The sequence below is a fragment of the Leifsonia virtsii genome, from assembly GCF_030433675.1.
Taxonomy (GTDB): Bacteria; Actinomycetota; Actinomycetes; order Actinomycetales; family Microbacteriaceae; genus Leifsonia; species Leifsonia virtsii.
The window spans coordinates 79626-93708 of the sequence record NZ_JAROCB010000001.1; the positions used below are offsets into that span (position 1 = coordinate 79626).

Consider the following 14083-nt stretch of genomic DNA (forward strand, 5'->3'; position numbering starts at 1 on the left):
CTTTCGGGTAGAGTCGAATAAACGTCAACAGTATTCACTACACCCGGAAGGTAGTCAATAGTGGCCGGCACCCGTCCCTACCGTTCGACGCTGCGACAGGAGCACGCGCAGCAGACGCGCCGCCGCATCCTGGAGGCCGCGGCGTCGGTGTTCTCCGCCCGCGGCTACGCGAGCGCCTCGCTGGCCGACATCGCCGCGTCCGCCGGGGTGTCGGTCGAGAGCGTCAAGGTGCACGGCCCGAAACGAGCGCTGCTGCTCGCCGCCTTCGAGCTGACCTTCGGCGGGGAGGCGGGCGAGTCGTCGCTCACCGAGCGTCCCGAGATCGCGGCGATCGCATCCCTCGACGACCCCGACCGCATGCTCGCCGAGCTGGTGCCGTTCATCGCGGCCGCCAACGCCCGCACGTCCGGGCTCTGGGCGACCTTCACGGCGGCCGCGCGCGACGACACGGAGGTCGGTGCGGTGCTCGCCGCCCTGCTCGGCCGCCGCCACGCCGACTACGCGGCGATGGTCGCGCTGCTGGGGGAGCGCGGCCTCCCGTCGATCGCCCGGCTCGACGAGGGCGGCCGGCGCGAACTCGCCGACGCGCTCTCGTTCGTCATGTCGCCGGAGGGTCACCAACAGCTCGTGGGCGAGAGCGGCTGGAGCGACGAGCGCTACACGAGCTGGCTCCTGGAGGCCGTGCGCACGCTCATCGCGGCGGCGTGAGTCTCCTCACGGCAGCCGGTGCGGCGCCGACGGGATGAGGCCGAGCGGGGCGACCCACGTCGCGTCGCCCTCGGTGTTGAGCGCGTAGCACTGCCATCCGGGGCCGAGCGGGCCGAACAGCTCGAAGCGCGCGGAGGCTCCCGTCGACTCCGGCTCGTAGTGGCGGCTGTAGACGCCGCAGGTGTAGTCCGCCGTCTGCGTCTGGATGCTGACGGTGAGCAGGACGCCGGGCAACACGAGCGCGGTGAGGGCGACGAACACGAAGACGCGGCTGGCGACCGTCATCGTGCGCCCGCGCAGGGGCCGCTCATCCTGCGGCTCGTACCCTGCCAGCTCCGGGTGGTCCTCGTAGCTCACCCCACCATCCTCTCTCTCCCCGGCCGTCGAGTACACAAGAAGTGCACGCCGATCGGGTGATCGGCGTGCACTCTTCGTGTACTCGGCGGTGGGCGGAGGGTCAGTGCGAGGAGCCCTCGGTCTCGATCTCGGTGCGGTCGCCCGACCACAGGGTGTGGAAGACGCCGTCCTTGTCGACGCGCTTGTAGGTGTGCGCGCCGAAGAAGTCGCGCTGGCCCTGCACGAGCGCGGCGGGGAGGCGCTTCACGGCGAGCGAGTCGTAGTACGACAGCGCGGCGCCGAAGCCGGGGACCGGGACGCCGGAGAGCGCCGCGGTCGCCACGATGCGGCGCCAGGCGGCCTCGCCCTCGCGCACGGCGTCAGCGAAGTACGGCGCCTCGAGCAGCGTCGCGATGTCGGGGTTCTCGTCGTACGCGTCGGCGATGCGGTTGAGGAACTGCGCGCGGATGATGCAGCCGCCGCGCCAGATCTTGGCGATGCGGTCCTTGTGGATGTCCCAGCCGTACTTCTCCGCGCCCGCGATGATCGCGTCGAAGCCCTGCGCGTACGCGACGACCTTCGAGGCGTACAGCGCCTTCGACACGTCGTCGGCGAACGCCTGCACGTCCGCCGCCTTCTGCACCTCCGGGCGCGACTGGACGGTCGCCTGCACGGCCGCGCGCTGGTTCGGCTTCGACGACACGGCGCGGGCGAAGACCGCCTCCGCGATACCGCCGACCGGCACGCCGAGGTCGAGCGCGTTCTGCACGGTCCAGACGCCGGTGCCCTTCGAGCCCGCCTGGTCGAGCACGATGTCGATGAACGGCTTGCCGGTCTCCGCATCCACCTGGCGGAGCACCTCGGCGGTGATCTCGATCAGGTACGACTCCAGGTAGCCGTTGTTCCACTCGGCGAACACATCGGCGATCTGCGCGGGCTCGAGGCCGCCGACCGTGCGCAGCAGGTCGTACGCCTCGGCGATGAGCTGCATGTCGGCGTACTCGATGCCGTTGTGGATCATCTTCACGAAGTGGCCGGCGCCGTCGGTGCCGACGTGGGTCACGCACGGCTCGCCCTCGGCGACTGCGGCGATCGACTCCAGGATCGGGCCCAGCGTCTCGTACGACTCGGCCGAGCCGCCCGGCATGATCGACGGGCCGTTCAGCGCGCCCTCCTCGCCGCCGGAGATGCCGGCGCCGACGAAGTGGATGCCGGTCGGCGCGATGCGCTTCTCCCGCGCGATCGTGTCGTGGAAGTTCGCGTTCCCGCCGTCGACGATGATGTCTCCCGGCTCGAACCGCTCGACCAGCTGGTCGATCACGGCGTCCGTGCCCGCACCGGCCTGGACCATGATGATCGCCGTGCGCGGCTTCGACAGCGACGCGACGAAGTCGTCGATCTCCTCGGAGCCGACGAAGCCGGCCTCCGGGTGGGCCTTCATCAGGTCTTCCGTGCGCGCGAAGGTGCGGTTGTACACCGCCACCGTGTTGCCCTCGCGCGAGGCGAGGTTGCGGGCGAGGTTCGACCCCATCACCGCGAGTCCGACGACTCCGATGTTGGCGGTTGCTTCCTGTGACACGTGATGCTCCTTCGTGGTGCCGCGGCAGCCGGGAGGCCGTCCGCCGCGACGGGTGTGGTCCGGGGTCAGCTCTCTTAGCTGGTGGCAAGAATCGAGCAGTGCCTCCCAGCGTAGCGCGGCCGGGCGGGCGTCGAGTCGCGCGGCCGCGATCGGGGGATACTGTCCTGACGGCCCGAGTGGAGGAGACGGTGTGCGGCGACCGCAGGTGGTGGTGATGGGCGTGTCCGGCTCCGGCAAGAGCACGGTCGGCGAGCAGGTCGCTGAGCTCCTCGGTGTTCCGTTCGTCGACGGGGATGCGCTGCATCCGGCCGCGAATGTGGCCAAGATGGCGTCCGGCGTCCCGCTGACGGACGACGACCGCATCCCGTGGCTGCGTGCCGTCGGCCGTGCGCTCGCCGAGACCTCGCCGGAGGGCGCGGTGGTCGCGTGCTCGGCGCTGAAGCGCTCCTACCGCGACCTGATCCGCTCCGAGGCGCCGGATGCGCTGTTCGCCGAGCTCGACGGCGACCGGGCGCTGCTCGCTGCCCGGATGGCTGCGCGGCCGGGGCACTTCATGCCGGTGTCGCTGCTCGACTCGCAGCTGGCGACGCTGGAGCCGCTGCAGCCCGAGGAGCACGGCCTGCGCCTCGACGTCTCGCGGTCGCCTGCCGAGCTTGCGGACGCGATCGCGGGGGCGGTCCGGGCGGCCGCCTAGTCCGCGTCGCGCCCGGCGGCGAGCGTCGCCAGCTGTGCGGCGAAGGCGGCGGCGTCCACCCCGTCGAAGAACGCCGCGTCGGCCGCCTCGACGTCCGCGGTGGCGCGCCGGGCGGCGGCCGCGCCGTCCGGGGTGGCGCGCAGCACCCTGGCCCGCCCGTCGGTGGGATGCGGCAGTCGCTCGACCAGCCCGGCCCGTTCCAGCGTCCGCAGCACCTGCGAGGTCATCATCGGATCGGTCGCGGCGAAGGCGGCGAGGTCGACCTGCGTGACGAGGCGCTCCGGCTCCCGGTCGCCCAGCCAGGTGAGGGAGGCGAGCAGCACGTACTGCACGTGCGTGAGCTCGTGCGGCGCGAGAGCGGCGCGCATCGCCGCCTGCCAGCGGTTGGTCACCCGCCAGAGCAGCAGGCCGGGGCTCTGCGATGCGGCCGGGAACCGGCTGCCGAGGCCGGCCTCAGGCATGCGCCGCCGCCCGCTCCTCTGCTGACCGCAGCAGCTCGGCCATGGCGACGGGGAAGTCGCCGGCGATCTGCGGGCCGAGTTCCGGGCCGACCGCATCGGCACCCTCTCCGTCGATCTCGAGCGTGTGCGTGACGCTCGTGCCACCGTCGGGCGTCGCCGTGAGGGTGTGGCGGAACGTCAGGGCCAGCTCGCCGAAGACCGTGCGGTCGGCGTACACGCGATCTGGCTCCAGCTCGACGATGGTGGACGTCATGGCCTCCTGACCCTGCGGCGTCACGGTGACCTCGGTGCCGACCGCGAACGGACCGTGCAGCTCGAACGCGTCGCTCGCGGGACCGAGTGGGATGCCGCTGTGCAGATCGCGGAGCGCCGACCAGACGGCGGCGGGGGGAGCGGTGGTGGTGGCGGTGTGGTCGGTGGTCCACATGGGGTGATCCTCTCGATAGATTTACTAAGCGCGCTTAGCTTATTCCGATCGGGTAGACTCGTCAAGAACTTCGGCGAGGGATGCTCCCACAGCATCCGTGATCGACGCGGTGGAGCAGGCTACGCAGTCTTTCCTCGCGCACTTCGATGCGTTCGAGTCGAACAACACCAACACTGCGGGCCTCGCGGCTCGCCCGACAGCCGGCCCCGCGCCGGCGAGGAGACACCATGGCTACGGAAGAGTCCAACAAGGTCAGCGCTGAGAAGCGCGACAGCTTCGGCAAGGGTGCGGCGCGCAAGATCCGCGCCGTCGGCAAGATCCCGGCGGTCATCTACGGCCACGGCACCGACCCCGTCCACGTGACCCTGCCGGGCCACCAGGTCTCGCTGCTGCTGCGCAAGGCGAACGCGGTGCTCGACCTCGACATCGAGGGCGCCTCGCAGCTCACGCTGGTCAAGGACGTGCAGAAGGACCCGGTGTCGCAGATCATCGAGCACCTCGACCTCGTCGTCATCAAGCGCGGCGAGAAGGTCACCGTCGAGGTCCCGGTCCACGTCGAGGGCGAGCCGTTCTCCGGCACCATCGCCGTGCTCGACATCCCGACGCTGAAGCTCGACGTCGAGGCCACCCACATCCCGGAGCGCATCGTCATCGACGTGACGGACGCCGAGGAGGGCACCCAGTACCACGCGAAGGACTTCGCCCTTCCGGCCGGCGCCACCCTCGCCGAGGACGAGGACCTCCTCATCCTCAACATCGTCGTCCCGGCCGCCGCGCGCGCCGAGGACGAGGAGACCGAGGCTGCGGAGGAGGCCGCTGAGGCCGAGGCCGCCGAGAGCGCCGCGGAGTAACTCTCCCGATGGAGACGCCCTGGCTCGTGGTCGGGCTCGGAAACCCCGGGCCCGGCTACGCGGCCACCCGTCACAACGTGGGTCAGATGGTGCTCGATGAGCTCGCCTCGCGCGGCGGTCTCACCTTCAAGACCCACAAGACGAACGCGACGGTCGCCGAGGGTCGGCTGACCCCCGGCGGCCCGCGGCTCGTCCTGGCCAAGCCCAACACGTACATGAACGTGTCCGGCGGGCCCGTGTCGCAGCTGCTGCGCTTCTACTCGCTCGATCCCTCGCGCCTGATCGTGGTGCACGACGAGCTCGACATCCCCTTCGACACCATCCGCCTGAAGCACGGCGGAGGGCACGGAGGGCACAACGGCGTCCGCGACGTGATCGCGGCGACCGGCAGCGGAGACTTCACCCGCGTCCGGGTCGGCGTCGGCCGCCCGCCCGGGTCGTCGGCCGCGGCCGACCACGTGCTCAAGGCGTTCTCCGCCGCCGAGCGCAAGAACCTCCCGATCCTCGTCTCCGACGCCGCCGACGCCGTCGAGGAGATCACCTCGGCCGGCCTCACCGCCGCCCAGAACCGCTTCCACGCCCGCTGACCCGCCGCGATTCGTGCCGAATCGCTGCCGTTCGTCACGAGCGACCGCTATTCGTGACGAGCGAGCGCGATTCGTGACGGACGAGCGGGTCAGGCGGGCGGCAGCGTGGCGACCACGCACCCCACGTAGACGGCGAACGAGACGATCGGCGCCGCGACGGAGACGATGATCCCGACGATGCCGAGCGGCCGGCCGCGCTTGGTGGCGACCGCGACGATCCCGAGCACGAGCGCGAGGATGCCGAGCGCGGTGCCGATGAGGATCTGCGCTCCCATCAGGATGCCGATCGGCGCGATCGCCGCCGCCTGGTCCGCGGGCAGGTCGCTGGAGTTGTAGGAGAACCCGGACGCGCTGCGCGTCGCGAACGGACCGATCGAGACGCCGACGACGGCTGACGCGATCACCGAGAGCACGAACAGCGGGATGGCGATGAGCATCGACGTGAGCCCGAGCGCGCGCGAGCGCGGAGCCGGCTCGGGCGCGCCCCATCCGGTCGGCGCGGGCCCGTACTGCGGTGCCCCGTACTGGGGCGCTCCGTACTGCGGCGCCCCGTACTGCGGCGGGGCGTACTCCCCGTACTGGGGCGGCGCCGCCGGGGTGCCGGGTGCGTACGTCGGCGCCGGCTGGTAGCCCGGCGCAGGGGGCGGGAACGCCCCGTTCGGTGTCGTGCTGTTCGGGTCGGTCACGATTCCCCCTTCTCGGATCGGGCCGTCCGGCGCGCTTCTCACGCCGGTCGCACACCGGATGCTCAGCCAGAGCGTAGCGGAACCCCTGCTTCCGGTCAGCCGGGGCGCGTACCGTGAGCGGCAAATGAAGCTGTACACGCGTGAGTGGGGCACCGGCGACCGATACGCCGTGCTGGTCCACGGAGTGATGTCCGACTCGCGCAACTGGCGCCGGGTCGGTCCGGTGCTGGCCGCCCGCGGCTACCACGTGATCGCCGTCGATCTGCGGGGCCACGGGCACAGCCCGCGGGCCGACGAGTACACGGCCGAGCTGATGGCGCAGGACATCGTCGAGTCCGTGCCCGCGAATCCCGAACTGGTCATGGGCCACTCGCTGGGCGGTCTGACGGTCAGCCTGGCGATCGAGCGGCTGGGTGCGCAGCGGGTCGTCTACGTGGACCCCGCCTTCTCGTGCCCCGCGGCCAATTGGTTCCAGCGCATGCTCGCGCCGGCGTTCCTCCGCACCCTCGCCCGGCAGTCGGCCACGGCGATCGCGCGCCGCAATCCACGCTGGGATCCGGCGGACGTGGCCATCGAGGTCGAGACCTTCCGTGTCTTCGACCGCGCCGTGCTGCCCGTCGTGCTCGCCCCGGCGGCGATGCGGGCCCCCGACACGATGACCGTCCCGTCGCTCGTCGTGCTCGCCGACAACTCCCAGCTCGTCAAGCCGCAGCTGGCGGAGCGCCTCCGTGAGGACGGCTACGAGGTGCGAGTCGTGCCCGGCTCCGGCCACGTCATCAACCGGGACGACCACGACGGCTTCATGCAGGCGCTCGAGGGCTGGATCTGAGCCGGCGGGATCCGGACGCGTCACCCCCTCGACCTGTCGGTGGTGCCACGTAGAATCGACCGAGTGATACTGCAGGGTCTGGTCGGCGCGCTCGCGCGCGATTCCTCGTTCGGCGATGCGCTCGCCTCGGCTGCGCGCGACGCCGACTTCTCGCTGACCGACGGGCTGCGGGCGCCGCTCCTGGCGGCCCTCCTCCGGCGGCGCGCCGAGCAGGGCGCCTCGCAGGCGGTACTGCTGATCACCGCGACCGGGCGCGAGTCCGAGTCGATCCGCGGGGCCCTGCCGTGCCTGATCCCGGATGCCGAGATCGTCGAGTTCCCGGCGTGGGAGACGCTGCCGCACGAGCGGCTCAGCCCGAGCCCCGAGATCGTCGGCAAGCGACTGAGCGCACTGCGCCGCCTGGCCGACTGGTCGGCGGGGGAGCGGCGCACGCCGTTCATCCTCGTCGCCTCCGTCCGTGCGGCCCTGCAGCCGCTCGCGGACAACCTCACCGACTACGCCACGGCCGAGCTCGCGATCGGCGGCCGCGGCTTCGACCTGGGCGGCCTGGCCGCCCAGCTGGTCGACCTGGCCTACGCGCGCGTCGACATGGTGACGCGGCGCGGCGAGTTCGCCGTGCGCGGCGGCATCCTCGACGTCTTCCCGCCGACGGCCGACCACCCGTACCGGGTCGACTTCTTCGGTGACGAGGTGGATCAGATCCGCGCGTTCTCGGTGGCCGACCAGCGCTCCCTGCCCGAGCCGATCCCGTCGATCAGCCTGCCGCCGAGCCGCGAGCTGCTGCTGAGCGAGTCGGTCCGGCAGCGGGCGCGCGAGATGGAGCACGAGTTCCCGAGCCTGTCGTCGATGCTCGCCAAGATCGGCGAGGGCATCCCGGTCGAGGGGATGGAGTCGCTGGCTCCCGCGCTCGTCGACCGCCTCGTGCCGCTCACCCACTACCTTCCCGACGGCGCCGCCGTGGCGGTCATGTCGCCGGAGCGCGTCGCCTCCCGCGCCGTCAGCCTCGCCGAGACGAACCGCGAGTTCCTTTCGGCCGCCTGGAGCGCCGCGACCGTCGGCGCGCAGGCGCCGATCGACCTGGCCGCCGGCGACTTCCTGACCCTGCAGCAGCTGAAGGACTCGGTGAAGTTCAGCCGCCCCGGCGCGCCGGCGCCCGACCACCCGTGGTGGACGATGAGCGGCTTTCAGGCCGATGACGTCCTGCCAGAGGAGCGCGAGCTCGAGGAGCACCTGCAGGTCCGCATCCAGGCCGAGGCCGTGCCGAGTTTCCAGGGCAACGTCTCAGGCGCCGTCGACCACGTGCGCTCGCGGCTGCGCGACGGCTGGCAGGTCGCCATCGTCGCCGCCGGCACCGGCCTGGTGGAGCGGGCCGCCGACGTCCTGGGCGAGGCGGAGCTCCCTGCGCGGCCGGTCGAGGAGTTCCCGGCCGAGCCGGAGCCCGGCATCGCGTACCTGATCAAGGCGACGGCCGAGCACGGCTTCGAGCTGCCCGGCATCAAGCTGGCGCTGATCAGCGAGGCCGAGTTCTACGGCCGCACCATCGGCTACGACTCCCGCCAGGTCAAGAAGCTCGCCGCCCGACGCAAGAACGTCGTCGACCCGATGCAGCTCAAGTCCGGCGACTACGTCGTCCACGAGACGCACGGCATCGGCAGGTTCGTGGAGCTCACCCAGCGCGAGGTCTCCAGCGGCGGCCGCAATGCGGTCAAGTCGAAGCGCGAGTACCTCGTGCTGGAGTACGCGCCGTCGAAGCGCGGCTACCCCGGCGACAAGCTGTACGTCCCGACCGACCAGCTCGACCTCCTCACCCGGTACGTGGGCGGGGAGGCTCCGCAGCTGTCCAAGATGGGCGGAAGCGACTGGGCCGCGGCCAAGGGCCGTGCACGCCGTGCCGTGCGCGACATCGCGGTGGAGCTGGTCAAGCTGTACTCCGCACGCATGGCGAGCAAGGGCCACGCCTTCGCGCCGGACACCCCGTGGCAGCGCGAGCTGGAGGAGGCCTTCCCGTTCGCGGAGACCCCCGACCAGCTGCAGACCATCGACGAGGTGAAGGCCGACATGGAGCGGCCCATCCCGATGGACCGCCTGATCTCGGGCGACGTCGGCTTCGGCAAGACCGAGATCGCGGTGCGCGCCGCGTTCAAGGCGGTGCAGGACGGCAAGCAGGTGGCCGTGCTCGTGCCGACGACCCTGCTGGTGAAGCAGCACGCCGAGACGTTCCAGGAGCGTTTCGCCGGGTTCCCCATCCACCTGCGCCAGCTGAGCCGCTTCCAGAGCGACAAGGAGGCGCGCGAGACGCTGCGCGGCATGGCCGACGGCACCGTGGATGTCGTGATCGGCACGCACCGCATCCTCGCGGAGGGGGTGACCTTCAAAGACCTCGGTCTCGTCATCATCGACGAGGAGCAGCGCTTCGGCGTCGAACACAAGGACTCGCTGAAGAAGCTCAAGACCAACGTCGACATCCTCGCGATGAGCGCGACGCCCATCCCGCGCACGCTGGAGATGGCGGTCACCGGCATCCGCGAGATGTCGACGCTCGCCACGCCGCCGGAGGACCGGCACCCGATCCTCACCTTCGTCGGCCCCTACTCGGACAAGCAGGTCGCCGCCGCGATCCGCCGCGAGCTGCTGCGCGAGGGCCAGGTGTTCTTCGTGCACAACCGCGTCGGCTCGATCACGAGCATGGCCGCGAAGCTCGCCGAGCTGGTGCCGGAGGCGCGCATCGGCGTCGCGCACGGCAAGATGAACGAGCACGCGCTCGAGCAGGTCGTCGTCGACTTCTGGGAGCGGCGGTTCGACGTGCTCGTGTCGACCACGATCATCGAGACCGGCCTCGACATCGCGAACGCGAACACGATCATCATCGACCGCGCCGACAAGTACGGCCTGAGCCAGCTCCACCAGCTGCGCGGCCGCGTCGGCCGTGGCCGCGAGCGGGCGTACGCGTACTTCCTGTGGGACGAGAACAAGCCGCTCAGCGAGACCGCGCACGACCGCCTCTCCACGATCGCCGCCAACAACGACCTGGGCAGTGGGATGCAGGTGGCGCTGAAAGACCTGGAGATCCGCGGCGCGGGCAACCTGCTCGGCGGCGAGCAGTCCGGCCACATCGCCGGGGTCGGCTTCGACCTGTACCTGCGTATGATCGGCGAGGCCGTGTCGACCTTCCGCGGCGAAGTCGCGGAGGGCCAGACCGAGCTGCGGCTGGAACTGCCGGTCGATGCGCACATCCCGGAGGAGTACGTCGACAGCGAGCGGCTGCGGCTGGAGGCCTACCAGAAGCTGTCGACGGCCAGCTCGCCGACCGCGAAGGACGGCCAGATCGACCTGGTGCTGGAGGAGCTGACCGACCGGTACGGCACACCGCCCGAGGCGGTCACGAATCTGGTGGCCGTGTCTCGCCTGCGTCGCTCCGCGCAGAAAGCGGGCCTCGGCGAGGTCGTCGCCATGGGCTCCAATCTGCGGCTCGCGCCCGCGATCCTGCCCGACTCGCTGCAGGTGCGCCTGCAGCGCATGTACCCCGGGGCGAAGTATCACGCCGCGCCGAAGGTCGCGACCGTGCCGCTGCCGCGCATCAACGGCGAGGCGCTCGACGACGCTGCGCTGATCGGCTGGGTGGCCGACCTGCTGGGCGCGCTGTTCCCCGAGAAGGAGCCGGCCGCCGCCGAACGCGCCAGCTGACATCCATGGGTCGCAACACGCCGTCATGCCGCGCGCATAACGGCGTGTCGCGACCCACGGATGCGGTGCGCGCCGCCGCGGTCAGGCGGCCGGAGCCCCGTCGCGCGCCGCGGCGACCGGGTGCAGCCGGCGGTTGCGGCGGGCCAGCAGGGACACCAGGATGCCGGACACGACGATCGCGACCGCCGACCCGAGCAGCACCGCCAGCGTCCCCTCGGCCCGCACCTCCTCCGAGCCGGCGAACGCCAGCTCGTTCATCAGCAGCGACACGGTGAACCCGATCCCGCCGAGCGCGGCGATCGTGATGAGACCGGGCACCGAGATGCGTCCGCGTTCCGGCCCGCGTTTGGTGAACGACCCCAGCCAGCCGCCCAGGGTGATGCCGATGAGCTTGCCGACCGGGAGCGCGACGAGGATCGCCCAGAACGCGGGCGACAGCTCCGACGGAGCGACCTGGGGGATGGGCACGAGCGCGGCGGAGAACGCGAACAGCGGCAGGATGAGCCCGTTCGACCACGGCTCCAGCACGTGCGTGACGCGGCCGGCGGGCCTCCTGGCCATGACGAGCCCGAGCGCGACGCCCGCGATGGTGGCGTGCACGCCGGAGTCGTAGACCAGCCACCAGGTCAGCACCGCGAGCAGCACCATCACCACGCCGAGCGGCCAGCGCAGGCGGCCCCGCAGCATCCGGCTCAGCACGCCGAACAGGGTGACCGTGACCGCGGCGAGCAGCAGCTCCAGGAGGTTCGGGTCCTGCGTGAAGAACACCGCGATGATCACGATGGCGATCAGGTCGTCGAGCACCGCCAGCGCGAGGAGGAACACGCGGAGCCGGTTCGGCAGCCCGCGGCCGAACACGGCGAGCACGCCGAGCGCGAAGGCGATGTCGGTGGCGGTCGGGATGGGCCAGCCCTGCTGCAGCCCGCTCCCCGCGCTGATCGCGAGGTAGAGCCCGGCGGGCACGATCACCCCGGCGACGGCCGCGATGGCCGGGTGGATGGCCTTCTGGACGCTGTTCAGCTCGCCCGCGACGAGCTCGTGCTTCAGCTCCACCGCGACGATGAAGAAGAAGATCGCGAGCAGGCCGTCGCTGATCCAGTGCCCGACGCTCAGGTCGATGACCCCTCCGCCGAGGTGCGCGTGCTGGAGGTCGAGCAGCGCGGGCCCGAGGGCCGTGTTGGCGAGGAGGAGGCCGAGCGCGGCGGCGCCCAGCAGAAGGCCGGCGGCGGTGCGCTCGGAACGGATGATGCTCATGCGGTCACCTAACGTGCGGGGTCGGGAGAACGACGCCGACCAGACTTCCCGGCACACCGCGTCCAACTCTACCGGGTGGCAGGATGGGTGCATCGTAGAGCGAGGAGGTCGGCATGGGAGAGACGGTCGGTCAGGCGGTGGTCCCGGAGGCCGCGACGAAGCTCGACGAGCTGGTCGCCGTGATGGCGCTGCTGCGGGCGCCGGGAGGGTGCCCGTGGGACGCCGATCAGACGCACGAGTCGCTCGTGCAGTACCTGATCGAGGAGACCTACGAGCTGATCGATGCGATCGAGACCGGCGACCGCGACGAGCTGCTGGAGGAGCTCGGCGACGTGCTCTACCAGGTGCTGTTCCACGCCGACATCGCCGCGCACACGCCGGGCGAGGGCTTCGACATCCAGGATGTCGCGGCCCACATGACCGCGAAGATGGTGGGCCGGCATCCGCACGTCTTCGGCGACCGCGCCGCCGCCGACGCCCGCCGCGCCGAGACGGCGGACGACGTGGTCGGCTTCTGGGACGAGCTGAAGAAGCAGGAGAAGCCGGGCCGCACGAGCGTGCTGGACGGCATCCCGCAGGGCATGCCCTCGCTCGCCCTCGCGGACAAGCTGCTCGGGCGGGCCGAGAAGGTGGGACTGCTCGATCTGCAGGAGCAGGGCGGCGTTCAAGTGGGCAGCGAGGACGAGCTCGGGCCGCTGCTGCTCGCCATCGTCGCCTCGGCGAAGGCCCAGGGTCTGGATGCGGAGCGGGCGCTGCGGTCGACGCTTCGCGACCTGCAGGACGAGATCCGGGACCAGGAGGCGGGGGAGCGCGACCGGGCGGAGTGACTCCGCTGGTCCAGCGGGGGAGATTAGGTTAGGCTTGCCTAAGACAGAGCGCGCGGCTCGATCCGCGCTCCGGAAACCCTGATCCCCCTTCCCGAGGAGAACCATGCTCCCTGCCCGACGCCCCGCCCGACGCCGGTCGCGCATCGCCCTGATCGCCTCCGCGGTCGTCGCCACCGCCGCCCTCGCCCTCACCGGCTGCTCCGCCGGTGCTGAAGGTTCCGCCGGCACCGCGAGCGACGGCAGCGGCGCGTTCCCCGTGACGGTGAAGAGCGCGCTCGGCTCGACGACGATCGACGAGAAGCCGAAGCGCATCGCGACGTGGGGCTGGGGTGCGCAGGACATCGTGCTGGCGCTCGGCATCGTCCCGGTCGCCATGCCGAAGTTCACCTACGGCGGCGACTCGAAGGGGCTGCTGCCCTGGGACAAGGACCGCATCCAGGAGCTCAAGGGCACCACGCCGGAGCTGCTGGACGCCAGCGGCGACGTGCCGTTCGAGCAGTTCGTGGCGGCCAAGCCCGACGTCATCCTGGCGCCCTACTCGGGTCTGACGAAGGACGAGTTCGCGAAGCTCAGCAAGATCGCCCCGGTCGTCGCGTACCCCGAGAAGCCGTGGTCGACGAGCTGGCGCGACCAGACCGCCATCGTCGGCAAGGCGCTCGGGATGACGAAGGAGGCCGACGCGCTCGTCACCAAGACCGAGGACGAGATCACCTCGCTCGCCGGGAAGTACCCGGTGCTGAAGGACAAGACGTTCTTCTACGCCGCGGCCAACGAGCCCGGCAAGCTCAACGTCTACCGCGCCGACGACCCGCGCGTGCAGTTGCTGAACGACCTGGGGCTGAAGAACTCCCCGAGCATCGACGGCCTCGACGGGTCGAAGGGCGACGGCAGCTTCTTCTACCAGCTCAGCTACGAGAACCTGTCGAAGATCGACACCGACCTGCTGGTCATGTACTTCGAGAACCAGGCGGCGGTGGACGCGTTCACCTCCGACCCGCTCGTCGCCGCGATGCCGACGATCAAAGAGGGCCGGTTCGCCCCGCTCGTCGGCCAGTCGTTCGTCGCGGCGACCAGCGCGCCGAGCGTGCTGAGCATCCCCTGGATGCTCGACCGCTACGTGCCGCAGCTGGCCAAGGCCGCAGACAAGGTGCAGTAGCGCG

The 14083-nt window shown here is 71.1% G+C and carries 14 protein-coding genes; 8 read left to right on the forward strand and 6 right to left on the reverse strand.

Annotated features, from left to right (window positions below; translation table 11 throughout):
- The first annotated feature begins 60 nt into the window (after window positions 1–60).
- Complete coding sequence (locus tag P5G59_RS00355; RefSeq protein WP_301214914.1) at window positions 61–708, forward strand: TetR family transcriptional regulator; 648 nt, start codon at window positions 61–63, stop codon at window positions 706–708.
- Window positions 709–714: 6 nt separating this feature from the next.
- Here P5G59_RS00355 and P5G59_RS00360 read toward each other — a convergent pair whose 3' ends face one another.
- Both P5G59_RS00360 and gndA read right to left on the reverse strand, forming a co-directional pair.
- The gene (locus tag P5G59_RS00360; protein ID WP_301214916.1) at window positions 715–1065 is read right to left on the reverse strand and encodes a hypothetical protein; all 351 of its coding nucleotides are present in this window, start codon (window positions 1063–1065) and stop codon (window positions 715–717) included.
- 100 nt (window positions 1066–1165) lie between these two features.
- Entirely contained in the window at window positions 1166–2623 is a 1458-nt protein-coding gene (gene gndA, locus P5G59_RS00365) for an NADP-dependent phosphogluconate dehydrogenase (RefSeq protein WP_301214918.1), read from the reverse strand.
- Between the two features lie 190 nt (window positions 2624–2813).
- Between gndA and P5G59_RS00370 the strand changes: the two genes are divergently transcribed.
- Window positions 2814–3317: a gluconokinase gene (locus P5G59_RS00370; RefSeq protein WP_301214920.1), complete on the forward strand. Its 504-nt coding sequence runs from the start codon at window positions 2814–2816 to the stop codon at window positions 3315–3317.
- Here P5G59_RS00370 and P5G59_RS00375 read toward each other — a convergent pair.
- Together P5G59_RS00375 and P5G59_RS00380 are read right to left on the reverse strand one after the other, a co-directional pair.
- The gene (locus P5G59_RS00375; RefSeq protein ID WP_301214922.1) at window positions 3314–3778 is read right to left on the reverse strand and encodes a MarR family winged helix-turn-helix transcriptional regulator; all 465 of its coding nucleotides are present in this window, start codon (window positions 3776–3778) and stop codon (window positions 3314–3316) included. The two genes, P5G59_RS00370 and P5G59_RS00375, sit on opposite strands and share 4 nt — an antisense overlap.
- The gene (locus P5G59_RS00380) at window positions 3771–4205 is read right to left on the reverse strand and encodes an SRPBCC family protein (protein ID WP_301214923.1); all 435 of its coding nucleotides are present in this window, start codon (window positions 4203–4205) and stop codon (window positions 3771–3773) included. The genes P5G59_RS00375 and P5G59_RS00380 overlap by 8 nt, the downstream gene beginning before the upstream one ends.
- 227 nt (window positions 4206–4432) lie before the next feature.
- Here P5G59_RS00380 and P5G59_RS00385 point away from each other — a divergent pair, with 227 nt between their 5' ends.
- Together P5G59_RS00385 and pth are read left to right on the forward strand one after the other, a co-directional pair.
- A complete protein-coding gene (locus P5G59_RS00385) occupies window positions 4433–5056 on the forward strand; it encodes a 50S ribosomal protein L25/general stress protein Ctc (RefSeq protein WP_175338104.1) in 624 nt (207 codons plus the stop codon).
- 8 nt (window positions 5057–5064) lie between these two features.
- Window positions 5065–5643 (forward strand): aminoacyl-tRNA hydrolase, encoded by a 579-nt coding sequence (pth, locus tag P5G59_RS00390; protein WP_301214926.1) that lies wholly within the window; start codon window positions 5065–5067, stop codon window positions 5641–5643.
- Between the two features lie 89 nt (window positions 5644–5732).
- On the opposite strand, the gene P5G59_RS00395 is transcribed toward pth, so the two are convergent.
- Entirely contained in the window at window positions 5733–6329 is a 597-nt protein-coding gene (locus tag P5G59_RS00395) for a YML083C domain-containing protein (RefSeq protein WP_301214928.1), read from the reverse strand.
- A 124-nt stretch (window positions 6330–6453) separates the two neighbouring features.
- On the opposite strand from P5G59_RS00395, the gene P5G59_RS00400 reads away from it, so the two are divergent.
- Together P5G59_RS00400 and mfd are read left to right on the forward strand one after the other, a co-directional pair.
- Window positions 6454–7158, forward strand: coding sequence for an alpha/beta fold hydrolase (locus P5G59_RS00400; protein WP_301214930.1), 705 nt, complete (start codon window positions 6454–6456; stop codon window positions 7156–7158).
- Window positions 7159–7221: 63 nt separating this feature from the next.
- Complete coding sequence (gene mfd, locus P5G59_RS00405; RefSeq protein ID WP_301214932.1) at window positions 7222–10842, forward strand: transcription-repair coupling factor; 3621 nt, start codon at window positions 7222–7224, stop codon at window positions 10840–10842.
- A gap of 81 nt (window positions 10843–10923) precedes the next feature.
- On the opposite strand, the gene nhaA is transcribed toward mfd, so the two are convergent.
- Window positions 10924–12096 (reverse strand): Na+/H+ antiporter NhaA, encoded by a 1173-nt coding sequence (gene nhaA, locus P5G59_RS00410; RefSeq protein WP_301214934.1) that lies wholly within the window; start codon window positions 12094–12096, stop codon window positions 10924–10926.
- A 113-nt stretch (window positions 12097–12209) separates the two neighbouring features.
- On the opposite strand from nhaA, the gene P5G59_RS00415 reads away from it, so the two are divergent.
- Together P5G59_RS00415 and P5G59_RS00420 are read left to right on the forward strand one after the other, a co-directional pair.
- Complete coding sequence (locus P5G59_RS00415; RefSeq protein ID WP_301214936.1) at window positions 12210–12923, forward strand: nucleoside triphosphate pyrophosphohydrolase; 714 nt, start codon at window positions 12210–12212, stop codon at window positions 12921–12923.
- A 103-nt stretch (window positions 12924–13026) separates the two neighbouring features.
- Entirely contained in the window at window positions 13027–14079 is a 1053-nt protein-coding gene (locus P5G59_RS00420; protein WP_301214938.1) for an iron-siderophore ABC transporter substrate-binding protein, read from the forward strand.
- The last annotated feature ends 4 nt before the right edge of the window (window positions 14080–14083 follow it).

Bases quoted from the DNA above. Each gene is read 5' to 3' on its own strand.
- P5G59_RS00375 (WP_301214922.1), bottom strand. From the start codon at position 3,778: ATGCCTGAGGCCGGCCTCGGCAGCCGGTTCCCGGCCGCATCGCAGAGC.
- P5G59_RS00380 (WP_301214923.1), bottom strand. From the start codon at position 4,205: ATGTGGACCACCGACCACACCGCCACCACCACCGCTCCCCCCGCCGCC.
- P5G59_RS00385 (WP_175338104.1), top strand. From the start codon at position 4,433: ATGGCTACGGAAGAGTCCAACAAGGTCAGCGCTGAGAAGCGCGACAGC.
- pth (WP_301214926.1), top strand. From the start codon at position 5,065: ATGGAGACGCCCTGGCTCGTGGTCGGGCTCGGAAACCCCGGGCCCGGC.
- P5G59_RS00400 (WP_301214930.1), top strand. From the start codon at position 6,454: ATGAAGCTGTACACGCGTGAGTGGGGCACCGGCGACCGATACGCCGTG.
- nhaA (WP_301214934.1), bottom strand. From the start codon at position 12,096: ATGAGCATCATCCGTTCCGAGCGCACCGCCGCCGGCCTTCTGCTGGGC.
- P5G59_RS00415 (WP_301214936.1), top strand. From the start codon at position 12,210: ATGGGAGAGACGGTCGGTCAGGCGGTGGTCCCGGAGGCCGCGACGAAG.
- P5G59_RS00420 (WP_301214938.1), top strand. From the start codon at position 13,027: ATGCTCCCTGCCCGACGCCCCGCCCGACGCCGGTCGCGCATCGCCCTG.